We start from the raw sequence: 23,232 nt of genomic DNA, 5'->3' as shown, positions 1-23,232 counted from the left end.
GGGAGCGCCACAGGCTCCGATTGTACAAGCTGCCAGGCTGCCCGCCGCATGGCGGTGGCGTTACGCCTCCAACGATGCTGTGAGCGCCTTGTCAGGGGGTGTCGGCGGGAAGCGCCGGATCGACAAACACGGTCTTCTGCTGCGTGTACAAGACTTTGCCAGCCGGTGCACCCCGTGGCTTCCAGACGTTCTTGACGCGGGTATAGTCCACGGCGACGTTCGCGTCTCCGCGGGCCTTCGAGTGGTAAGCGGCGACGGAAGCGGCCATCAGGATGTCAGGCAGCGCAAGCTCGCGTCCGTTCGTGCGGACCAGCACGTGCGAACCCGGAAAGCCCTGCACGTGAAACCAGTAATCCAGGCTCTTGCCCACCCGGTGGGTCAGGACGTCGTTTTCCTTGTTGTTGCGCCCCACCAGCACCTCGAATCCCGACGGTGAGACAAAACGCCATCCCAGCACCGGGCGGTCACTGCGCGGTGAGACGGCGCCTCGTGCAAGCGCCTCGAGTTCGGAGAGTTCAAGCTGCTCGAGGCGCGCGAGCTGATCCTCGACTTCGGACAGCTCTCCTCGCAGCGCGGGCTCGCGCAGCACCAGGCGGTCAAAGACTTCTTCGCGCCGCCGCGCACGTGCGTAGAGCTTCTCGGCGTTCTGCATGGCCGAGAAGTGTGGCTCGAGCGAAAGTGTGACGTTTCCTTCGCCCGAGAAGTCGGGCAGTTCCACCTCAAAGGCGCCCGGCGGAACACGGTGCGCGTAGGCCATCAGCAGGTCGGCCTGATTCCGCTCATGCTGCGCCGTTTCGTACGCCTGCAGAGCGCGTTCGACGTCTCCAAGCTGGTTGTGCAGCAGCGCCCGCCGCTTTGTGAGGGGCTCACGAAGGGATTTTCGCAGCGCCTCGGCTTTTTCACTTCGCACCGCTTCCCGCACGCCCTCGGCCAGTGCGCCTTCCTGCACCGTCGGGTTCTCGACCAGCGATCGCAACGCCCGCAAGGCGTCCGGCCAGCGCTCGGCGGGCGCTTGCGCGGGGGGGATGCCGGCACGTCGGCACAGTTCGGCACCCAGGCCGAGGCCCAGGCCGTCTATGCGGTCACGCCAGCGGCCCAGGGGCAGTTCGGAGAGTCCACGCGCCTCCTCTTCTCCGAGGCGGCGTGGATCGAACTTTTCGTAGGGCGGGGGCGGGGTGTAACGCCCTCCCACACGAACGCTGCGAAAGCGGTTGCGGGAATGGGTGATTTCCCGCGCGGCCCCGACGATGGACCCGTCCCAGCCTTCGCCCGGTTCGAGCAGCACGATGTTGGTGTTGCGGCCGGTCAGCTCGAACACCAGACGCATGGGGGGCACGTCGACAAATCCGCGCTCACCCGAAAAGGACAGCTGCACCACCCGGTCGAGCTTGAGTTGTGTGATGCCGACCAGCTCACCGCGCGCACGCCCGGACAACACGCGCTGAAACGAGGTACGGGCCTCACCGGACAGCCGCTCACGCGACACGAACAGGCCTGGCTGAGGTGGCCGGTAACTCAGTACCAGGTTACCCAGGCCTTCGAGCAGCAGGGCCGCGGTGGTTTCATCGGGAAAGACCCAGCCCAAACCCCGTACGGGCAATTTTTCCTGCAGGTCACGAACGGTGCGCGCGAGTAACAAGCCCTCCACTCAGGGGCTCCTGTGGCAGGCGCAAAAAGCAGCAAAAAGCATGCCGCCCATTCTAAAGGGCGGCCTGACCAAGTGAGTCGGTCAAACGGCTTGCCGCTCCCTTCCCTGAGCCGCGCCGCCGACGAACGGCCTCAGTGGACTCAGACACGCACGAATTCGTCGACGCCCAGCACGAACATCACCGCGCCGCCCACCGGAACCTCGACCGGCTCGTTGATGAGCGTCTCTGCCTGTTCTCCGACGGGCATTCCCGGCGTCACCAGCCGCGTCCGTGAGCGGCAGGCCTGCGCCACGATTCGTTTGAGTTCGGCCAACCGCTCATCGCCAACGCCGATCATCAATGTCGTGTTGCCCTCGCGCAGAAACCCGCCCGTCGAGGCGAGTTTGGTCACCTCAAATGCATTTTCGCTGAGCGCCCGGATCAGTCCGGGCGCGTCAGCATCTTGAATGACCGCCAAAACAAGCTTCATGAGCGGAGTGTATCAGAACCGTTTTTCCAGTGCCGAAAGCGCGTGAGGCTGCCGTAAACTCTGCTGCACTCAGGCGCGGCGCCAGCAGGGTCGCGGCTGGGAAAGGCTACACGGGGCTTGCATCGCGCGTCGTCAGGACCTGGTGCGGACGCGGCCGGGCCCGCGTGGTCGCTGGTGATCAAGCGGTTTCTTCGGGTTCCAGATCACGCAGGTGGGGATTGAGGATATAAAAGGCCAGCCGCTTCATGCCAGCCAGGAAATCGACGTTTTCCACGATCACCCCGCGCCATTCTTCGGCGATCTCGGATGCACCGTGGCGTTCCACGGCGCGTGGCTGCAGCACGACCGGTGCGAAGTTCAGAATGCCCTTGACGCCAGCCTCGACGAGCATCTGCGCGGCGTCCTGGGCTTTTTCAGGAGGCACGGCGAGAAAGCCCATATCGACATGGTTGGCCGTGGCAAAGGCAGCCAGTTCCGAGACGTGACGCACGTTGAGGCCCCGGACTTCCTTGCCGACCACGCCTTCGGCGACATCGAACAGCCCGACATAACTGAAGGCGTACTCGCTTGCACCGGGATAATTCGCAATGGCTTCGCCCAGGCGACCGATGCCCAGAATCACCACGTTCCAGGCCTGGGTCAGGCCCAGCACGCGCATCAGTTCGCGTTTCAGCACGGGAACCGTGTATCCCATGCCCCGGGTGCCGAAGCGGCCGAAATACGCGAGGTCCTTGCGGACCTGAAAGGCGCTCACCTGTGCCCGTTCGGCCAAGTCGGTGCTGGAGGTGCGCGAGATGCCCTCGCCCTCCAGATTTTCCAGAATACGCAGATACGTGACCAGTCTCGAAATGGTTGCCGAAGGAATTCCGGAACTCATCACTGCACCCTGAAGTGGTCGACGCCAAGCGACTTCAGTTTGTCCTCGATCGTCAGAAGGGACTCACCGGCAAACGGCCCGACCAGCACCCGCACCTTGCGGCCCGGCGGAGCGTTTACCTCAGCAGCAATCCCCTCTGCACGCAGACGGCTCACCAAGCCCGCAGCGCGCTCCTGGCGGTCGAACGCGCCCACCTGCAAGTAGACCGGAACCCCCGGTGCACTGCGACCGCTGGGAGTCGACGGGCTGGCCGGTGGCGCGGTGTCGGAAGCGGCGGTGGGCACTGTGGCCCGGTTGCTGGGCGCGTCTGCCTCGTTTTGCGCCGGCGCCGAAGACGCGGCTGGCACTGGCGACGGCGCCGGAGAGGCGGGCTGAGCCTGAGCGTCATCGCGCACGACCGGCGAATAAAGCGTGATGCCCGGAAAGACACGCCGGATATCGGCGGCTGCCCGCGAGGCCGAGTCACGGTCGGCGAAAGGACCAACCTGGGCAACCACGCCCTGCTCCACCGCGATGAAGTGCACCGTGTAACCCAACGCGCTGATGCTGGCCGTGCGTTCGCGCGCGACTGCCTCGGAGTTGAACACCCCGGCTGACAGGCGGTAATCAGCGCGTGTTGGCGTGCCGCTCCGGCTGGTCGCCACGGGCGCGCTCTCACGGGGCGCGGGCACCACTTCGTCCGGACGGTCCGGTGTCGGGGTGGGCGTGATGTCGGGCGCCGATGTAACCGCTTCCTCTGTAGGCGCTGTCTCGGGCGGGGAGGCTGCCTCCCCGCCCCCGCTCGGAATGGTGGGCAGTTCCTCGGGCTCCTGGTCGTCTGATCCGTCCGCAGGAAGCCCGGCTGTGTCCGGGCTTCCTGCTTGCGACGCCGGGGGCACCGGCGTGGCAGACGACTCGATCGGCGCACGTTCTGCCTGCGTCTCACGTCCGGTCTCCGAATTGAAGAACACCAGCGCAAAACCGGCGAGCAGGGCGACGATCAGCGATGAGATCACCAGATCCGGCCAGTGCCGCTTGAGGAAGGTCAACGCAGCGCTCCTTCGGCTTTGGCGTACCCCAGGCCCAGCGACTTCTTGAAGGCCACGCGGGCGTCTGCTTCACGTCCCTGGCTGCGCATGCTCCAGCCGAGGTTGTACCATGCCTCGCCGTTTTTGGGGGCGTCGGTAACCACGCCCCGCAGGGTCGCCTCGGCCTCAGGGTAGCGTCCGGCCGCGAGCAGCGCCGCACCGAGGCTGGTGCGCGCGGTCATCTCCGGCGCACTCTTGACGCTCGCTTCCAGTGCGGTAACGGCACCCGCGTAATCCTTGAGCGCGTACTCACTGAGCCCCAGCCACAGGTACGTTTCGGCACTCGGCGATTTCAGTGAAGCTGCCTGCAGGGCACTTCGGGCCTGGGCGTGGTTCCCCTGGCGGTAGGCCGCGACACCGAGCACGAACTGGGCGCGGGCGCTGGTCGCCGCGTCGACCGCGTCACGCTGAACGATCAGGGCGTTCTCACGGGCGGCGTCAGTCTGCCCGACTGCCAGCTGCACGCTGGCGAGGTTGGCCCGGAACAGCGTGTTTTTTGGTTCCAGCTTGAGCGCCGTCTGCCAGGCGCTGAGGGCGCCCCCACGGTCTCCACGTGAAAAGAGCAGCTCTCCCAGGCTGGCTACCGCACGCGCGTTGGACGGATCGGCCTTTATCGCCGTTCTCAGCGCGTCGGCCGCTTCCTTGGGCTTGTCGGACGCGCGCAGCAACTCGGCTTTGCGTACCAGCAGTGTCGCCCGTGCCTTGGGTGGGGCGACGCTGGCCACCTTGTCGAGTTCACGCGCCGCCCGCTCGGGCAGGTTCTGCGCGGCGTACACTTCGGCCACCAGCAGCGCCGCATTCACGTTGGCGCGCTGACGCTGCAAGACCGTGTAGGCCAGGGGCAGAGCGTCGAGGCCGTTGCCCGCACGGAAGGTGGCCTCGGCCAGTCGAAGCCGCAACGCGTCATCCTGGGGAGAAAGCGCGAGCGCTTCTTCCAGGGTCTTGCTCAGACCGGCGAAGTCCGCCTTGCGGCCCTGCTCGGCGGCCACCGCGTCGAGGAGCTGGCGAAGGGTGGCGGGTGCAGTCTTGCCGCGCGCCACCTCCAGGGCCTTACCGAAATTGACGAGCGCTTCGTCGGAGTTGCCGCTGCGGGCGGCAACCACCCCGAGGTTGTAGTGTCCCTCGACACGCTCGGGCGCCAGCTTGACCAGCTGCTGAAACTCGAAGCGGGCACCGGTGAAGTCACCGAGCGCGTACAGGGCCAGCCCCAGCCCGAAGTGCGCCTCGACGTTCCCAAAGTCGGCGGCAACCAGCGCCTCGAATTTGACCTGGGCTTCACGCAGACGCCCGGCGTTGAGTGCCGCGCGGGCCGACTCGAGGGCGTCGGCGTTTACGGGCGCCGGCGTTGCGGTGGTGACGGCGGGGGTAGAGACGGGCGTGCTCGGCGCCGGAGTTGCCTGCGCCAGAACGCCACCAACGGCCTGAGCGGCCATCAGTGCACCCATCATGTTCAAGAATTTGTGCTGAGCCACCTGCTCCTCCTCGTACTCGTGCAAAATCTGAGGGTCATGCTACCATGCTAAGTTTTCTTCATGTTTAAAAAAATCGGTCCGGTCGGCTTCCATCGCCTCCGGACCGATTTTTCATGAGAGCGTTACTGGAGCGAGATCAAATTCCCTTCAGGACGTTTAAGCGCCAGCTGTCCGCAAGCGGCGCCCGCATCACGACCCCGCGAACGGCGCACGCTGACTTCTACACCACGCGCTTCCAGCCGGTCATAGAACGCCTGAAGCTGCTGCTCGCTGCTTTCCAGAAATCCGCTCCCATCCCACGGATTCATCGGAATCAGGTTGACGTGCGAAACGAGCCCGCGCAGCAGATCGGCCAGCAGGTCCGCCTGCCACAGCTGGTCGTTCACATCACGCAACATGGCGTATTCGAAGGTGACACGCCGCCCGGTGACCGCCTGATATTCACGTGCGGAGGCCATGATTTCGGCAATGGTGTTGGCATGCGCTGTCGGGATAATGCGCTGGCGGGTTTCCTCGTCCGGGGCGTGCAGTGAGATGGCCAGCTTGATGCCCAAATCGTCCTCGGCAGCCAGTTTGCGAATGCCGCGCGGCAGACCCACCGTCGAGAGCGTGACGCGCCGCTTGCTCATTCCGAGGCCGTGCTCGTGGAGCAGGATGCGCGACGCCAGCATGACGTGGTCGTAATTCAGCAATGGCTCACCCATGCCCATGAACACCAGATTGCGGATCTCACGCGGGGCGACGCCCTGTCCACGCGCGACGGCCAGAACCTGACCCACGATTTCCCCGGCAGTCAGGTTACGACCAAAACCCAGCGCACCGGTCGCGCAGAAAGCACACTTGGCCGGACAGCCGACCATCGTCGAAACGCAGATGGTCCGGCGGTCCAGGTAAGGCATGTACACCGCTTCCATCTGCTTGAGATCGGGCAGGGTGAACAGGTATTTGACGCTTCCGTCACTCGAAGAGACGGTCTCGATACCCAGAAAAGGATCAAAGGTGTACTGGTCTGCCAGCTCGCTTCGCAGCGTGGCGGGCAGGTTGGTCATGGCCTCGAACGACGGCGCGCCGTGCTCGAAAACCCACTCCAGCAGCTGCCGTCGTCGGTAGCCGTGCAGAGGGTATTGGTCCGGGTGGAGATCCAACAAAAGAGGCATCAGGACAGTCTACGCTGCCCGGCTTGACGATTCAGGAACAGCAGAACAAAGCCGTCAGCGCTGAAGAGCTCACCTGGACGGCGTACCCAGAGTACTCGGACCTCTGATTCGGGACGGGCCAGGATAAGCGCCCCGCCTGCCCTCAAGATTCAGAATGTGTAGGACTTGGGCACCACCACGATGCCGTTTTCGGTGATGGTAAATCCCCGAGCCCGGTCTTCTTCGAGGTCAAAGCCAATGCGGGTCCCAGCCGGAATCACCACGTTCTTGTCGATGATGGCGCGCCGGATGTGGGCATGCTGTCCCACCTCGACGTTGTCGAACACCACCGAGCCTTCCACCACCGAGTACGAGTGGGTATGCACGCGCCGACCGAGTACGCTGTCGCGCACCGTCCCGCCCGAAACAATGGTCCCGCCGGCCAGGAGCGAGTTGAACGCCTGACCCCGCCGCTCTGCCGCCTCGTGCACGAACTTGCCAGGCGGGCTGAACTCCGCTGCCGTGCGCAGCGGCCACTCGGGGTTGTAGAGATCGAACTCGGGCGTGACCGACACGAGGTCCATGTTGGCCTCGTAGTACGCGTCGAGTGTTCCCACATCACGCCAGTAGGTGTTCGGTGTATCCTGACCGGGAATGGGGTTGCTCAGGAAATCGTAGGCCATGACGTTGTACCCGTCACGCAGCGCGCGCGGAATCACGTCCTTGCCGAAATCGTAGCCTTCTTCCTCGTTGCGGACGTTGGTTTCGAGCAGTTCCTCAAGCGCCCGGCGCGAGAAGATGTAGTTACCCATGCTGGTCTGCACGGTCGTCGGGTTGCCAGGCAGGGTGCTCGGGTCGGGTTTCTCCAGAAACTCGGTCACGCGAGCGCGCGGATCGACGGTCATGACCCCGAAGCGCTTGGAGTCTGCCGCAGGCATCGGAAAGGTCGCGATGGTGATGTCGGCCCGGGAATCGCGGTGCATGTCGAGCATGTGGGCCACGTTCATCTTGTAAATGTGATCGCCACTGAAAATAGCCACGTAGTCGGCCTCGTAATTATCAACCAAGTGCAGGTTCTGGTAGACCGCGTCGGCCGTTCCCCGGTACCACACTGGACCCAGCTCCTCGTAGCGGTACATCTGGGCCGGTACCAGCGTGATGAAGTAGTCAGCCAGAAAGGTACCGAAACGCCAGCCGCGCTGAATGTGCTCGGTGAGGCTCTGGGCCTTGTACTGAATCAGCACGTAAGTCGAATAGATCTCCGAGTTGATGAAGTTGTTCAGCGCAAAATCGATGATGCGGTACTTGCTGCCAAAGGGCACGGCAGGCTTGGAGCGTTTTTGTGTCAGAGGAAACAGGCGAGTACCCTGTCCTCCCGCCAGAATCATGCCGAGAACGCGTTGCTTCATGCGGCCCTCCTTGGAAATGTCCCTCAAAACGAAAATGGAGCGGGTGATCGTGAGGCGTGAATTGTCCCGTACACCACGCCTGGAGCTAGTGTGCAGCCAGTGTAACGTGACGTGGTCGGCTGCACGCGAGGCCAAAGAGAAAGTAAAGCCGGTAACCAGATAGACGCACCATCGGCCGCACAGACTGAATTTGGTACCGGTTGTGTCTGGGCCGAGGCCAGGCCTGCTCAAGTCCTAGTTTCGTCGCGCCCGTTGCACCGAATTCGAGGGCGCAGCAGCCTGGCCTCAAGAGCAGCAGGCAGGAGGCCTGCCTTTCGGCTGAGCTTGATTTCATCATTTCATCGTGTTCTGTCGTTGCCGCAGGGCCTCGTAGAGGACGAGCGCACCCGCGGTAGCAACGTTCAGGCTGTCGGCCGCGCCCTGCATCGGAATGCTCAGGCGTTCCCGTGCGGCCGCCTTCCAGACGGGGTCGAGTCCCGAGTGCTCGGTACCGAGAACCAAGGCGACCGACCCGGTCAGTTCAGCATGCCAGTAACTTTGGGCGCCTTCAGGCGTCACAGCGAAGAGGGTAATACCCCGATCGCGTAAAAAGGCCAGTGCATCTTCGTCGGTCATGACCGTCAGCGGCAAGGAAAACACACTTCCCTGCGAGGCCCGGATGACGTTGGGGTTATGAAGGTCGGCACCGCGCCCCGCGATGATGACGGCGTCAACGCCGACCGCGTCGGCCGTCCTCAAGAGTGCGCCGAGGTTACCAGGTTTTTCAAGGCCGGCGAGGACCAGCACCAGGGACCGCTGGGGCAAAGCTGGCAGATCCCAGGTTCGCAGGGGCGCTATGCCGACCAGGCCATCCGGATTTTCGCGCACGGAAAGCTTGTCGAACGCCACGCGTGAAACCGTCAACAGTTCGGGGCCGGACAGGGTGAGCAACAGATCATGACCTTCGGGGCGCAGCAGTTCCTTGCAAAGGTACACGCGCTCCACTTGTACGCCACCCTGAAGGGCTCGAGAGAGCTCCCGGGTGCCTTCGATCAGAAAGTACCCGTCACGCTCGCGATCTCGGCGGTCTTTGAGGCGGGCAAGGGCCTTGATCTCAGGGTTTTGGGGCGAAGTGATGACGCGCACCCCTGTATTTAAACAGAAGCCATCCCCATCGGCGAATGTGAGGATCAGGGTGCAGCTGGATTATGCACGGACGTCTGAAATCTATCCGTCCCGTTGTTGAGCAAAATCGAAGGCAACCTCAATTTCGATTTATCTTTCTAATAATTTATCTAGAAATGTACCCGGGTAGCCTAGCTATGCATATTACACATTATGAATAGCCTCATTCACTCAATGGCTCATCTCTCTAACCGGAATATAAACTTCGGCTTAAAAACTTACACATAAGCAGGTGTGAAAAACCTGACATTATTGTTGAGAGAAAAATAAGTTTGGTTGGCCGCCCAGTTACTCGCGCCCTGCAACATTGCAAGAGCGTCGGCACACTCATGTCAGGAGAACACCATGTATGAAACGGTGACAGTCGTGCTGGCCCTTGTTTTAATCGCTTACCTGCTCGCCAGCATTGACGACATCCTCCTGGATCTCGTATACATCTTCTACCATCGACGTGCGTACGCATCACGCCTGAAGGCAGCTGAAATTGCCAACGACACCCCCAAGCGTATTGCCGTGATGGTGGCGGCCTGGAAAGAGGCCGGAGTGGTGGGCGACATGCTCCTGACGACCCTGCGGCACTCGCACTATCCAGAAGAACGCATCGAATTCTTTATCGGCGTGTATCCCAATGACAGGCAAACCCTGGAAGAAATCACCGCCTTGGCCGGGGAGCTGCCCAACGTTCACTGTGTCGTTAATTCTCGCCCGGGTCCAACCAACAAAAGCCAGAACCTCAATGAGGTGTATCAGGCGATTGAACGGCTTGAACACGAACGTGGGCAGCTGTTTGACGCCATCGCCGTACACGACGCTGAAGACGTTATCCATCCTTATGCATTCAAGCTGTACAGTGCGCTCCTCAACAAGCACCACATCGTGCAGATGCCCGTCTTCGCGCTATTTCATCGTCTCACGTGGCAAAACGCATTGAACGTGCTGATCTCGCGGACTTACGCCGATGAATTCGCTGAGCATCATATGCACCACGTCCCGATTCGCTCGGCCCTGGGGCTTTTCGTTCCGAGTGCCGGTACCGGGTTCGTCATGCGTCGGGAAGTCTTGAGTCACCTGGCGCAGCATGGACCGATCTTCAACGAAAAGAGCCTGACAGAGGACTACGAACTGGCCTGGAGATTGTGGCGTCTGGGTTACCGCGTTCACTTTCACCTGCAGCGCCTCCAGCGCCTCAACCATCGCGGCACGGTGTCAAGCGAGTACGTCGCCGTCCGCGAGTACTTCCCGAACGATTTTACCGCGGCCGTCAGGCAAAAAGGTCGCTGGACGTACGGAATCACACTTCAGACACCCACGTTCATCGACTGGCACGCGCTTTCATGGAGAGACCGCCTGACGCTGCTGCACGACCAGAAAGGAAAGTTCACGAATCTCGTTCACCTCGTCGGTTATCCCGCAGCCCTGTATACCGTCCTGGCTCCCTACCTCGGACTGCCCACAGGAGACCCGCATGTACTCACCCCCTTGCTCCTGACCGTGCTTGGCTTCACGGCCGAACGTCTGTTGATGCGGATGTTTGCCATCAGGGCCGTGTACGGCTGGGGCGAAGCCTTGCTTTCGACCTTCGTTCTCCCCTTCTTTCCATTGCGCTGGTTTGTGGGCAACATCATCAATGCCTGCGCGACACTGCGTGCCTGGCGTCTGTACTTCTGGCCCGGAGCGGGAGCCAAGAAAGGCAGCACCCCCAGGTGGGACAAAACCGAACGCAAGGCGTATGTGCCAGAAGTTATTCTTCAGGGCGTGCGGCGCCGGCTTGGTGACGCCCTCCTCTTTTACGGCGACCTGACCCCACGCGACCTGGCCGCCGCTGTGCGGGAGCAGCACGGAACTCATTCCGACCGGCTCGGCGCCATCCTCGTACAGCGTGGAAAACTCACGAGTCATCGCTTGTATCAACGGTTGGCCGAAGTCGTCGGCGTACCCTTTGTCGAACTAGACGAGGCCACCCCCGACTTCACCCTGCTACCCATCGAAGCCATGACGAAGTGGCAGCTCGTGCCGCTGCAGCGCAAGGATGACCGGATTGTGGTGGCGACACCGCTGGCCTTCGAGGATGACCGGTTGTGGAGCGCCCTGCAGGATGTACGACAGCAGTACGGGCAGTCGCTGATCACCCTAGCCCTCGATCCTCAGGACGCCCGCCATGTTCTCAGTCGTCTTCACGATTACACACCCACCACCGTGACCGGCAACGACTAAGATTAGATGTAGGTTGAAAAAGGCAGAGCATCACCAGCCCCAGCACCGCCAACGACTTCGAAACGTGTGGCAGCGGCACTCCACACCCAGGACGATCGTGCCACTGACCTTCCTCTTGCTGGCCGCATTCACCGCAGCTATCCTCAGCCTGTCGTTCAGCAACCTGAAAACCCTGATCATGGACATCCGCGCGGCACGCTCGCACGACGAGTCACAGAAGGTGCTGGCAGATGTACAGCGCCAAATCAGCACCCTGGGCGGCGAAGTACTGATCCTCGTTCACACGGGACCAGGCATCATCCCAGCATATGCCGACCAGGCCCGCTCATATGCCGTTAAACTTCAGAACCTGCTCGGCTCGTTCCCCAACCTCCATATTACGGTCAAGCCGGTATCCGAATACACGGGCGGGCAGGCATTTCAGACCAGGCGCACCTTCTATCTCGGCAATGTGTATGGCGGACTTTTACCAAAAGCGTTTGTCGATGACGTCCTCCAGGATGCACCTGTCACGTGGATCGGGCACAATCTGTGGCAGCTCCCGTCTGACGCGCTGCTCCCGTTGGGCATCTCTGCAGTTCAGAACCTTCCCTTGCCCACCAGCTTTGACCGGGTGGAATACCGAAACCACGCCTTTAAACGCCCGGGCCGGCTCGACATTTCGGAAGTGAAACTGTCAGACAAAGCCAGTGTCCGGGTGCATGCCTGGGCGCACGACCATCAGGGCCGGCGTCTGCCCTACGTCGCGCAGCTCAAGCGACTTTGGTACTTTGCAGACATCCCCCTCGAAGAGCCGGGGGAAACCGACCGGTATCTTGTTCTGGCCGACCTGCTGGGCGATATGCTGGGCCAGAAACGATCATGCGTGCCACGAGCCCTGGTTCGCATGGAGGACATTCAACCCAACGAGTCGGCTGCAGTTCTTCGCAGGGCGATCGGTTTGCTCGAACGGGAACATATACCCTTCTCGGCCACGGTGATTCCCGAATTCCGGGCACCCGGTCGCCGTGTGTCGTGGGAAAGTCGCCCGGAACTACTTGCCGAGCTGCGCCGCATGCAGCGCCTCGGTGCCCGGATTTTCCAGCATGGCTACACCCATCAGTACGAAGTGCAGGCCAATCCCAAGGGCATCAGTGGTTATGACTACGAATTCTGGGATGCCCGTACGGACGCCCCCTTGTCTGGCCTGACGGCTTCTGCAGCACGCGAAAGGCTGGAGCTCGGCAAGACCATCTTGCAAGACCTGGGCATCAGGCCGGTCGGCTGGGTCACTCCGCACTATGCGGCGCCTGCAGAGTTGTACGAGGTTTTTGCGCAGGCCTACCCGATTGCCTACGAGCGCAGAACCTACCGGACCGGAAGCGTGACCTTTGAGCAGTTTTTTCCGTATCCGGTACGGGATGTGTTGGGAACTTATATTCTTCCAGAGAACATGGACCAAGTCGAAACGCCCGCGAGCCTGCAACACATGCTCGAAGTGGCCAGAGCGAACCGCGCCTTGCAGTGCCCCTGGGTCAGCTTCTTTTTTCACCCTTACCAGCTGAGTCCCGACTACCAAGGGGAACACAAAGTCACAGAGCGCCAGTTCACGGCCTTCATGCGGCAGCTTTCACAGCTGGGCTTCCGCTTTGTCGATCCTTTCAAATCCGCATCCGACACTTCCCCGTAATGATCGCCCGTCCTCATCTGTATGTGGTGTTGCTCAGCCTGGCACTGGTCGGCATGGGCCCAGCACCCTCGGCCAGCCGTGATTCCCGCCCAGTGCCTCTCTCGCTTCCACCGGAAGGAAAGCTCTACCACGGTGTCTATCCGGGAAGGTTTCAAGGAAGCGAGAGTGACATCAGGCCAGCAGATCTCGAAGCGTACGAGCAGGCGGTTGGTCGCAAGGTGGCCTGGGTTTATTTCTCGAACGAATGGAGCGTCGACCGGACATTTCCCCGAGCCACCGCCGAGTGGATCCGGGCGCGCGGCGCCGTACCGTTCATTCGGCTGATGCTGCGCAGCTCTACGGACCTCGGACGACCAGAAAGGATATTCACCCTGGAGGCAATTGCCAGAGGCACGTTCGACAGGGACCTGCGAGACTGGGGAGACGCGGCACGGGCGTTCAGAACACCAATCCTGCTTGAGTTCGGAACCGAGGTCAACGGACGGTGGTTTCCCTGGAACGAGATCCACAATGCGCCCAACGGACCGGCACGCTTTCGAAAGGCATACCGACATCTTGTGGATGTCATCCGCTCGCGGGGAGCCACGAATGTGTCATGGGTGTTTCACGTCAATGCCGCTGACGATCCGCAGACGGCAAGCAATCGGCTGGAAGGGTATTACCCGGGAGACGACGTGGTCAGTTGGCTGGCTGTCTCGGCTTATGGCGTGCAAACTCCGCTGCAATCCTCCTCGGCCCCATTTGTAGCTCAAATGGACGCCGCCGTGACGCGACTGACCAGGCTCGCTCCGAACAAGCCCATCTTGCTCGCCGAATTTGGGATGGTTTCCAGTCATCCTGTGGAGCGCGTTGTTCCCTGGGCAGAGGCCGCCTTAACCTCGCTGTTACAAAACCGCTGGCCTCAGGTGCGAGGCTTTGCCTGGTGGAATTCAGCATGGGAGAACGACACCGTTCCCAGCCACAATTCCGAGATGCGGGTGCAGGCCGTACCCGAACTGGCGCGGGTCTTTCGTACCAAGCTCGCGTCGCCCCTGGTGCTTGACACGCCGAGCTTTGATCAATAGTGCTCATGCTGTACGGGCAGCTACCGCGCAGCTGGCCTGCTCGTCGCGGCATTTCACTCCAAGATGCCGATCAAGTGGGCAGCTGAAATCGCTCAAGTCCACCGACACCTTGCAAAACCGAACGGGTAAAGCACCTGCCATCACCGGACGACACTTTAAAGGGGTTGTCAAAGACATTGATCGGTTTTTGATCAATGTTTTTGACCGAGCGGAGAGCGCGCAGTGCCCGAAACCGCTTTTGGGCACGCTGTCAGCGCGGGGAGCGAGTGACCTTGACCAGGAGCGTTTGGAAATGGAATTGATGGAGGAAGACCTCAGTACCCCACAACTTGGATTGAGTGGTGTGCTGGAGCGGGAAAAGGCTGCATGACAAGCGCCAAAAGTGTCAGGCAGTCACTCGTGTCCCAACGCAAAGAAGCGGAAAGAAGCTCCAGGCCGTACCTGACGAGGCTCACTGCACGGCGTCCGTGTTTTTTGCGTTTGATGGGCCGCTGCTGGTGACACCACACGCCGACACGCAAACACCATGCCAAAGCCAGCGTGACTACCCCGAACAAGCGTTCCAGCCGATCCGGCCTGGTCATGGCACTCGCCTCCAGGTCGAAGCCTCTGGATTTCTGAGTGCTGAAGGTACACTCCACGGTCCAGCGCAAACGATACACCGCCCGCGTCTCGTCGATCTTCAGGTCGGTCGCCAGGGCGAGCAGTTCCCCGGCGTCGGTGCGGGTGACGACCAGTTGCATGACGTTGCCGTACACATTCGCTTTTTCGAGCAGCGCGACCACTTGTCCGGGCTGCACGTACCCCCAGCCCTCGTCGAGCCGCACGTCGTCGATCCGAGCGTCACCTCGGATGCGCAGGCAGCGTTTGATGCCGCGCCGCCTCAGAAACGTGAACCACGCCGCCCCGACGAACTCACGGTCGGCAACCAGAACACGCCACCGCTTCGCGGGCAAGACCTTGAGAAGTTGAGCGACCAAACGCTCACGCACTCCGGTGTCGCTGCTACCCCCGTGCGGCAAGGCCATCCACACGAGGGGCAAGGTGAAGCCTTCAAGCACTACGCCCAGCACAAGGAGGTTCAGGTCGGCTTCGCCGTGTTCCCAGTTCGTGCGGTCCATGGTCATGACCAGCTTCTCGTCGGGCAGCAGTGGCACGAGGAGCTTCAAGAAAACGTCGCGATCGAGCTGAGGGTCGTGTAGGCAGCGCTCGACTCGGCGCAGCTTGCTGACGGCACCGACTGTGCCGGGCAGATGGAGGGCAAGCTGGGCGTGCTTGGTCGAGCGAGCTTGAATCAGGGCGGTGACGACGTCGGCGAGGCGTTGCAGGGTATCTCGGCGTAGGAATGGCAGATGGTGCTTGATGACCTCGCCGAGCTTGGTAGGATCAGCCAGAGCGGCTTCTTGGAGCGACACACTCCCTTGATGCCGCTCTTCTTGTGTCTACGCTGCGATCAAATCGCCCTTCAGGACGTTACCCGAACCAAGTTGTGGGGTACTGAGGAGGAAGACACTCCATCAATGAAATGGACAAACGCTTCAGGTTACGGAACCTGCAACTCCAGCGGATCCACAAACTCGAATCCGAGGTCGCGGATTCCCCGAATCAACGCCGCCAGTTCCTCTTGGGTCGTTTTGTCCTCGTCCGTATAATCGGGCTCAAACAGGTAGGTATGGATGAAGAAGCTGGCCGTGGGACAAGTGAGGTTCCGATTCGCTTTCGCGGCTTCCAGGATCTGCGCGGGCATCCAGCCGACCTGGATGTTTCCCAGGTTTTCAGGAATAACTTTCGTGCCATAAGTGTCACGCACAGCGTAGGGAAAAAACTGGCCGGCACGCACATCATCACCCACGTATATACGCCGCTCGAGCGCCTGCGGATACACCTGATTGAAGGGCGTGTAAAACGGTGTATGCGCTTCGTAATGAGGCGTGGTCCAGCCGTACTGCTGGATGCCGAGTTTCAGCAAGAGCTTGCGACCGTCCTGAATTCGCTTCACGGCTCCGCTTGCGGTCAGGTTCGGAATAGGCGTTTCCTGGGCCTTGTACCAGAACTCCCAGTCATCACCGCTGTGTCCGCTCATGTTGCGCAGCGGCGTGAACTGGTGGGTGTAGCCGTGCTGCATGACCCTCCCTCCCAGATCGATTCCCCGGTAGACCTGTTTGAGCATCGCGACATTCCGGTTCCAGTTGTAGTTGCTGAACGTACCATCAGCCTGCGGCACGACATTCTGCGGAATGACCGTCATGCCGAATTTCGTGACCTTCTCCTTGACCAGCACGTCGAGGATGTTTCGCAGTCCGCTTGGATCGTCCTCGGCAATGAGGTCTTCGATCCGCAAGATGGCGCGCGGAGTACATGATTCCTGGCTTTCCAGCATGCTGAACAGGGTGTCTGCAAAGGCCACGTAGCGGTCCGTCGGGTGGATATACGAGAACGGGTCGTCCGCCACATACCAGAACTTGCCGCTGTTCGCGATGTAGGGAATTGCCTGGCCTGCGGCATTCTTCGCCGTAGCAACCACGTTCACGCCCGCGTTCGCCTGCACTTTGATCATGGCCATCGGCGCGATGTACTTGTCGTAGGTGTATCCCTTGTACTCAATCTTGTTGTAGGTGGTTTTTTCTTCGCCTCCCGTGGCGAAAATACTTTCGACGTACTGCAGTCCCAGACGGGTCGGCAGCTTTTCACCCAGTTGCCAGATGTTGTAATTGATCCAGGTCACCGGCGCGCCTTGCGCCGTTTCGTCGAGAAACGACGCCGGCATCACCTCGTCGAAAACGGTTCCGATGTAAAATGTCCGAACGCTCGCCGACGCATCCCCCGCTCGATATTCCGAGATGCGTTTGACGACGATCTGATATCCCGGGAAGTGGCCCAGCAGATTCGCCAAATGAATCGCGTGTACTCGCCCTCCATCCCGGTACGGAGACGAGGCAGGAAGTGGATCGCTGTAGAACACGTTGATGGTACCGCTTGACGCACTCAGCGCCTGCGACTGAAGTTGCAAGGACGGAGGCGGGCCATCGGGAATGGCCGGACGCAGCTCGTCCGGTCTTGCTGGCCGGGCATTTGAGAATGGTTTTCGGGGAGTGTGCTTGAAGGTTGGCCAGCCTGGAAGACCCAAATTCAGCGCCAGCTGGCGCTGACGGCCCTGACCTCCAGTCTTGTCGCGCTGAGCCACAGCTTGAGGGCCACCCGGTACGGTTTTTCCAGCAGGATGTGCCGACTGGTTCGCCGAATCGGGCGTGGGTGCCTGGCTGCATCCGATGAGGAGTGACAGCGAGATGCTTAACGCTGACCACTTCCTGCCCATAACCAACCTCCGTTTTCACATTAGTTTTTTTATTCAGCGGTGAAATGATTGAAATCTACATGAAGGGATGGAAAACTTCACATCGTATAAAACTTCAAAAATCGTGTTTCACATGGAAAAATGCACTCATAGGGCAGCGGTGCATATAAATAATTTTCTCACGCTACCGCGTAGTTGAAGCCCGACGCGATCGCACCTTCATGAATGGAGACACCCTGGCCCTCACTCCGGTGCCGGTATGGTGCCGCAGACAACGGGCATACATAGGGCAATTCATGTGACTCAAGTGTCTGCCGCTGGGTTCTACCGTTGTGGGAACAGCACCGAGAACGACAGAACCCAGCGGCAGACACGCCTCCCTTACTCGCCTCCGCTCGACTTGAGTGTTGGGAGAACACCAAAACTCAAGTCGGAGGTACTCAATCGAGCTCAAAATCTTTCTTGCCACCAAGAAATTTGGCTTCCAAGAACCGCTGGTGCGCCAGCAGCTCGCGCCCACCCGAAACAGTCGCGTCGGAAATAATCCGGGCGACACCGTCGAGCAGGAGGTCGAGTTGTTCGATGAGCAGGTCGCGCCCGGTCTTGCCGTCCTGCAGAGGCAAGGTGTTGGCTGTTGAGGGGGGTAGCCTCAGATACGCTTTCACTGCGTCAGGGGCATACTCATCAACGATATGCCGGGCGAGCAGCGCGTGTTCGCTTCCATCCAGGCCGCGCTCGGTCAGGTATTGAAGAGCTTCGGCGCCTCGTTGCCGAATGGCTTCCAGGCGTGATGTGGCCTCTGGCGGGAGCTGCGCTCCGTGATCACCCACAACACGTTCGATCTGGGTTCTGGTGTCCGGAGCGTCCGGTTTCGGACCGGACACTCCCGGTCCGGCTTTACTACGGCGTTTCGAGCTTGCCCGGCGGCCAGCGGGCACAAAGACGTCTTCACGCGCTTGCGCTTCGCCGGCCATTGATGTCCACACCGTGGCGCCGTCAATGCTGGTTGCGGGCAGAGCATGCGGTGACGCAGTCAACTCCCCGTCGGGCTGCGTGTCCTTTCGTTTGGGCTCAACGAAGACTTTACCGGAGAACATCACCGTTGCCAGCCACGCCAGCATCAGGCTGCTGGCTGGAAACGCCACCCACGAAGCGCCCAGTACACCGAGCAGCGCCATGACCGCCAGTGTTCCAGCCACGTCCGGCAGGTCACGCCGGCGCCGGGTGAAGAGCACCGAGGCAAGTACGCCGAGGGCCATGCCCGCAGCCGGATGAACCAGCCATGACGCGCCCAGCAACGACAGTGCAAACAGCATTCCGAGCCCGCCGGCGAGCAACGGCAGGTTGCGCCTGCGCTTTCTGGAAAATACAAAGCTTGCCAGCCACGCCAGCGTGAGCGCCCCAACCGGGTGCACGAACCAGCCTCCCGTAGCAATCACCCCGAGGGCGACCACTGCCAGCACCACACCCGCCAGCGGCACCGAGCGGCCTGATCCCCGCAAGGCAAAAATCACGGCGACAATGAGGGCGGCAATCAAAATGGGGGTCACGCGGGTGCTCCTTTGGCGTCTGCTCGCTTCACAGGTGAACGACAGTGACTCCACAATAGCAGCGCGCCCCAGATGGCCAGCAAAAAACGAGGGAAGCCTGCTGCTTCCCTCGTTTCGGTCTGGCGTTTACGCGAGCGTGTTTACTTGCGCATGTTGGGTTCGAGGATCTTCTTGCGCAGACGGATGCTCGTCGGGGTGATCTCGACCAGCTCGTCGTCGCCGATGTACTCCAGCGCGTCCTCGAGTGTCAGCTTGCGCACCGGGGTCAGCGTGAGGGCGTCGTCAGCCCCTGAGGAACGCACGTTGGTGAGCTTCTTGTTCTTGCAGACGTTGACGTTGAGGTCCTGCTCGCGGCTGTTCTCCCCGACAATCATGCCCACGTAAACCTCGGTGGCGGGCGTGATGAAAAAGCTGCCGCGGTCCTGCAGCTTCCAGATCGAGTAAGCGTACGCGCTGCCCGATTCCATGGAGACCAGGCTGCCGTTCTGGCGGGTCTTGAGGTCCCCGGCGTAAGGAGCGTAGCCGTCGAAGACGTGGCTCATGATGCCTTCGCCCTGGGTCATCGACAAGAACTGGGTACGGAAGCCGAACAGGGCGCGCGAGGGAATCTTGAACTCCACGCGTACCCGGGTGCCTTGCGGCTCCATGTTGACCATCTGGCCCTTGCGGCTCGAGAGCACGCCGATGACGTTGCTGGAAAACTGCTCGGGCACATCGATCACCAGGTGCTCGAAGGGTTCGTGCTTCTCGCCGTCGATGTCGCGCATGATGACCTGTGGCGCGCCGACCTGCACCTCGTAGCCTTCACGGCGCATGGTTTCGAGCAGGATCGACAGGTGCAGCTCTCCACGGCCGGAGACCTTGAATTCGTCCGGGCGGAGTTCCTCGACACGCAGACTGACGTTGGTCTGCACTTCCTTTTTCAGGCGGTCGTTGAGGTGACGGCTGGTGACGTACTTGCCTTCCTTGCCGGCAAACGGGCTGGTGTTGGGCTGAAAGGTCATGCTGACCGTCGGCTCGTCCACCGTGATGATGGGCAGCGCCTCGGGATCGGCGAGGTCGGCAACGGTCTCGCCGATCTGCGCGTCCTCGATTCCGGCGAGCGCGACGATGTCGCCCGCTCCTACCTCGTCGGCCTCGATGCGCGCAAGGCCAAAGTGGGTGAACGGCTGCGTGACGCGCACCTTGGTCATGGTGCCGTCTTTGTGCATCAGGTTCACGAATTCGCCGCGCTTCACCTTGCCGCGCTTGACGCGACCCACCACGATGCGCCCCAGGTACTCGCTGTAATCGAGGTTGGTCACGACCATCTGGAAGGGCGCGTCAAGGTCCACCTGCGGCGCCGGGATGTGCTCGAGCACCGTTTCGAACAGTTCGTGCATGTCGTCCTGCGGGGCCTCGATGTTGCGGAAGGCCTTGCCTTCGCGGGCGATGGCATACAGGATCGGAAAGTCGAGCTGGTCGTCACTGGCGCCCAGTTCGGCCATCAGGTCGAAGGTCAGGTTGACGACCTCTTCGGGCCGCGCGTCCTGACGATCGATCTTGTTGATGACGACGATGGGCTTGAGACCCAGCTCGATGGCCTTGCGCAGCACAAAGCGCGTCTGCGGCATGGGGCCTTCGGCGGCGTCCACCAGCAGCAGACAGCCGTCCACCATGCCGAGAACCCGCTCCACCTCGCCACCGAAGTCGGCGTGACCGGGAGTGTCCACGATGTTGATCTTGACGCCGCCGTACTCGACGGCGGTGTTCTTGGCGAGAATGGTGATGCCGCGCTCTTTTTCGAGCGCGTTGCTGTCCATCTGACGCTCGGCGATCTCCTGCCCGTGACCGAGCTTGAGCGTCTGCTTGAGAAGGCCGTCCACGAGCGTGGTCTTGCCGTGGTCGACGTGCGCGATGATCGCGATGTTGCGGTATTCCATGTCTTGACTCCCTGGCCCGTGGTGTCACCCGACGTTCAACGTTCACGCCCTTGGGTTACGGGCACCCAAAAATAGATTCTATCGCAAAGACGCAGGTCTTGCTCATCTCGAAGCGCCAATCACCTACGCGATTCCCGAAATACCATCTTGGCGCTGCGGCCTGGAAGCGGCATTCGCTACGCTGTGTGGGTGAAGCTCACCTTTTCCTGGTCCGACCTTGCCGCCCTCACCGACACCCCGGGAACGGGCGGCGTTTTGCGCACCGAACCGGCCGACTTCGTGGTCGAGGAACGTCCGGCCTACCTGCCGTGCGGCGAGGGCGACTTCGTATTCGTCAGATTGCGCAAGGTCGGACACACGACCATCCACGTGGTCCGCGAGCTGGTAAGCCAGCTGGGCATCAACGAGAAACACGTCGGTGTCGCCGGACTCAAGGACCGCCACGCAGTAACGACCCAGTGGCTCAGCCTCCCCGACAAGGCCGAGGGCCGGCTGGAGCGCTTCTCCATGGAGGGCGTCGAGATTCTGGAGGTGTCCCGGCACGGCAACAAGCTCGGCATGGGACACCTCCAGGGCAACCGTTTCCGGATCCGGGTGCGCCAGGCGCCGGGGACATACGAGCAGGCAGCCCACACCCTCGAACTGCTGGCCCGCAGCGGGGTGCCGAACTACTTTGGGCCGCAGCGCTTTGGCTTGGGAGGGCTGAACGCCGAGGAGGGACTGCGGGTCTTGCGCGGCGAGTCGTCGCTGCGCGATCCACGGGTGCGCCGTTTTCTGGTGTCCAGCGTGCAGAGCGTGCTGTTCAACGCCTTCGTCAGTTTGCGCCTGCAGCGTGGCCTCTTCGATCGCCTGGTCGTGGGCGATATGGCCCGAAAGCACGACACCGGAGGGGTGTTCCGGGTCGAGGACGCGGCAGCCGAAACTTCCCGCGCGCAGCGCGGTGAGATCAGCGCGACGGGCACACTTTTCGGGCGAAAGGTCCGCGAGCTCACCGAGGAAGCGGGCGCCCTGGAACGTGAGGTGCTCGGGGAGTTTGCGCTGACGCCCGAGGCTTTTCGTTCCCGTAAGGGAGACCGCCGCACTATCCGGATCTTTCCCGGCGAGATGGGAATTGAGCCCACTCCTGACGGGTACTGGCTCTCCTTCGAGCTGCCCAAGGGCAGCTTCGCCACCTCGGTCATGCGCGAGGTGCTCAAAACCGAAGTCGACGCGGGTGAGTTGCCGGAAAGTGATCCGGAATGACACCAGCCTGAAGGAAGACGCTTCATGCCAAGTTTGCGCCCGACCGCCGAAAGAGACCACGCTATGGTCGCCTCATGCGATTTTCACTTTTGATGGCCGCCGCGCTGGCAGCTGTCTCTCCACAGGCGTCGGCCCAGGTGCGCACCCCCACCATGTCTCCCTTGCAACTGCAGCCCACCGCGAACGGAGTGATGCTGGTCACGACCATGACGCCGCGCGGCGCAGCCGATACCCTTCAGCGCGCTTTCGTTGCCAGGCACGCGACCAATATGCTGCTGTGCGATCCACGCTGCAAACCCGTCAACGAACTGCCGCTCGGCAACCCGACTGCGTTCGGGCCGAGTACTTCGCATCGCGTGATCGTCGGCGGCAAGTTCCAGCCCGGACAGAAACTGCACTTCATCATGCAGTTTGCAAGCGGCGTGTCGGTTGTGGAGGCGGTCGTCACTCCAAACGCCCCCTGAAGCGCTTCTCAGCCTGCCGAGGCAGCACCGGGCGCGGTTCCGGTTCCTCAGCATCGACATCGCCTGCCCCTGGTCGGGTAAACTGTGGCCATCGTGCACTTCCGACTGGTTCTGCTTGTCCTGCTGACGGCGTTTTCTTCGACGTCTGCGGGCGCCCGCGCTCCCTTTCTCAGCGAAGCGACCCTGCGCCCTTCGGCCGGCGGCGCCGTACTGGAGGTCACCGTGAGCGCCCGGGACCGGGACGGTGACACCCTGCGCGGCATCTGGGTCGCGGGCGCCCGCACCAACCTGCTGCGTTGCCAGCCTCGCTGCAAGATCGTGAGCAGCATTCCGGTGCAAGGTCAGATGCTGCTAGGAGGCAAGACGATGTACCGCGTGGTGCTCGGCGGACGCTTTTTGCCGGGTCAGAAAGTGGGCCTGGTGCTCTCCTTTGCGGGCGGCAACGCGGCGGTCGAGGCCACTGTCGGGCGTGAGACGGCTTGGCTGCCCTGAGCTGGCTGCTGCCCGCTGCCGGAATGCGGGCGGCGCCGGGCGTGGCGTATTTCTATGTGAACCGGGCGTGAAGGCGC

The 23,232-nt window shown here is 61.6% G+C and carries 18 protein-coding genes; 6 read left to right on the top strand and 12 right to left on the bottom strand.

The genetic code is table 11. The features are described from left to right. Window positions 1-91: 91 nt before the first annotated feature. The 8 genes from DEIPE_RS17300 to DEIPE_RS17265 form a co-directional block, all read right to left on the bottom strand. Window positions 92-1,648 (bottom strand): Rqc2 family fibronectin-binding protein, encoded by a 1,557-nt coding sequence (locus DEIPE_RS17300; protein ID WP_015237271.1) that lies wholly within the window; start codon window positions 1,646-1,648, stop codon window positions 92-94. 140 nt (window positions 1,649-1,788) lie between these two features. Continuing rightward, window positions 1,789-2,118 carry a cyclic-di-AMP receptor gene (locus DEIPE_RS17295; protein ID WP_015237270.1) on the bottom strand — a complete coding sequence of 110 codons (330 nt, stop codon included), beginning with the start codon at window positions 2,116-2,118 and terminating at the stop codon, window positions 1,789-1,791. 178 nt (window positions 2,119-2,296) lie between these two features. Continuing rightward, complete coding sequence (locus DEIPE_RS17290) at window positions 2,297-2,995, bottom strand: redox-sensing transcriptional repressor Rex (RefSeq protein WP_015237269.1); 699 nt, start codon at window positions 2,993-2,995, stop codon at window positions 2,297-2,299. Further along, the gene (locus DEIPE_RS17285) at window positions 2,995-4,023 is read right to left on the bottom strand and encodes an SPOR domain-containing protein (protein WP_015237268.1); all 1,029 of its coding nucleotides are present in this window, start codon (window positions 4,021-4,023) and stop codon (window positions 2,995-2,997) included. Before DEIPE_RS17285 ends, DEIPE_RS17290 begins: the two co-directional genes overlap by 1 nt. Further along, entirely contained in the window at window positions 4,020-5,534 is a 1,515-nt protein-coding gene (locus DEIPE_RS17280; protein ID WP_015237267.1) for a tetratricopeptide repeat protein, read from the bottom strand. Before DEIPE_RS17280 ends, DEIPE_RS17285 begins: the two co-directional genes overlap by 4 nt. 122 nt (window positions 5,535-5,656) lie before the next feature. After that, window positions 5,657-6,691: a dual-specificity RNA methyltransferase RlmN gene (gene rlmN, locus DEIPE_RS17275; protein WP_015237266.1), complete on the bottom strand. Its 1,035-nt coding sequence runs from the start codon at window positions 6,689-6,691 to the stop codon at window positions 5,657-5,659. A gap of 149 nt (window positions 6,692-6,840) precedes the next feature. Beyond that, window positions 6,841-8,079: a glucose-1-phosphate adenylyltransferase gene (glgC, locus tag DEIPE_RS17270; protein WP_015237265.1), complete on the bottom strand. Its 1,239-nt coding sequence runs from the start codon at window positions 8,077-8,079 to the stop codon at window positions 6,841-6,843. A gap of 333 nt (window positions 8,080-8,412) precedes the next feature. Next, window positions 8,413-9,204, bottom strand: a complete 792-nt coding sequence (locus tag DEIPE_RS17265; RefSeq protein WP_015237264.1) for a TrmH family RNA methyltransferase — start codon at window positions 9,202-9,204, stop codon at window positions 8,413-8,415. Window positions 9,205-9,588: 384 nt separating this feature from the next. On the opposite strand from DEIPE_RS17265, the gene DEIPE_RS17260 reads away from it, so the two are divergent. From DEIPE_RS17260 to DEIPE_RS17250, 3 genes are all read left to right on the top strand, one after another. Further along, window positions 9,589-11,457 (top strand): glycosyl transferase family protein, encoded by a 1,869-nt coding sequence (locus DEIPE_RS17260; RefSeq protein WP_015237263.1) that lies wholly within the window; start codon window positions 9,589-9,591, stop codon window positions 11,455-11,457. A 97-nt stretch (window positions 11,458-11,554) separates the two neighbouring features. Further along, a complete protein-coding gene (locus DEIPE_RS17255; RefSeq protein ID WP_015237262.1) occupies window positions 11,555-13,126 on the top strand; it encodes a polysaccharide deacetylase family protein in 1,572 nt (523 codons plus the stop codon). Further along, complete coding sequence (locus tag DEIPE_RS17250) at window positions 13,126-14,190, top strand: glycoside hydrolase family 26 protein (RefSeq protein WP_015237261.1); 1,065 nt, start codon at window positions 13,126-13,128, stop codon at window positions 14,188-14,190. The genes DEIPE_RS17255 and DEIPE_RS17250 overlap by 1 nt, the downstream gene beginning before the upstream one ends. Window positions 14,191-14,504: 314 nt before the next feature. Here the strand turns inward: DEIPE_RS17250 and DEIPE_RS17245 are convergent, their stop codons facing one another. The 4 genes from DEIPE_RS17245 to typA all read right to left on the bottom strand — a co-directional run bounded on the left by DEIPE_RS17245 (window position 14,505) and on the right by typA (window position 20,957). Then, entirely contained in the window at window positions 14,505-15,605 is a 1,101-nt protein-coding gene (locus DEIPE_RS17245; RefSeq protein ID WP_015231253.1) for an IS4 family transposase, read from the bottom strand. 128 nt (window positions 15,606-15,733) lie between these two features. Further along, entirely contained in the window at window positions 15,734-17,374 is a 1,641-nt protein-coding gene (locus DEIPE_RS17240; protein ID WP_169316604.1) for a DUF2334 domain-containing protein, read from the bottom strand. Window positions 17,375-17,925: 551 nt separating this feature from the next. Next, window positions 17,926-19,035, bottom strand: a complete 1,110-nt coding sequence (locus tag DEIPE_RS17235; protein WP_015237259.1) for a hypothetical protein — start codon at window positions 19,033-19,035, stop codon at window positions 17,926-17,928. Between the two features lie 140 nt (window positions 19,036-19,175). Further along, window positions 19,176-20,957: a translational GTPase TypA gene (gene typA, locus DEIPE_RS17230; RefSeq protein WP_015237258.1), complete on the bottom strand. Its 1,782-nt coding sequence runs from the start codon at window positions 20,955-20,957 to the stop codon at window positions 19,176-19,178. A 189-nt stretch (window positions 20,958-21,146) separates the two neighbouring features. Between typA and truD the strand changes: the two genes are divergently transcribed. The 3 genes from truD to DEIPE_RS17215 all read left to right on the top strand — a co-directional run bounded on the left by truD (window position 21,147) and on the right by DEIPE_RS17215 (window position 23,155). Further along, window positions 21,147-22,199 carry a tRNA pseudouridine(13) synthase TruD gene (gene truD / locus DEIPE_RS17225; RefSeq protein ID WP_041231696.1) on the top strand — a complete coding sequence of 351 codons (1,053 nt, stop codon included), beginning with the start codon at window positions 21,147-21,149 and terminating at the stop codon, window positions 22,197-22,199. A 74-nt stretch (window positions 22,200-22,273) separates the two neighbouring features. Beyond that, complete coding sequence (locus DEIPE_RS17220; RefSeq protein ID WP_157448912.1) at window positions 22,274-22,663, top strand: hypothetical protein; 390 nt, start codon at window positions 22,274-22,276, stop codon at window positions 22,661-22,663. Window positions 22,664-22,756: 93 nt separating this feature from the next. Further along, entirely contained in the window at window positions 22,757-23,155 is a 399-nt protein-coding gene (locus tag DEIPE_RS17215; protein WP_245557557.1) for a hypothetical protein, read from the top strand. The last annotated feature ends 77 nt before the right edge of the window (window positions 23,156-23,232 follow it).

Origin of the sequence: Deinococcus peraridilitoris DSM 19664 (assembly GCF_000317835.1) — a bacterium.
GTDB lineage: Bacteria > Deinococcota > Deinococci > Deinococcales > Deinococcaceae > Deinococcus_A > Deinococcus_A peraridilitoris.
This window is presented reverse-complemented; position numbering and strand designations above follow the sequence as displayed.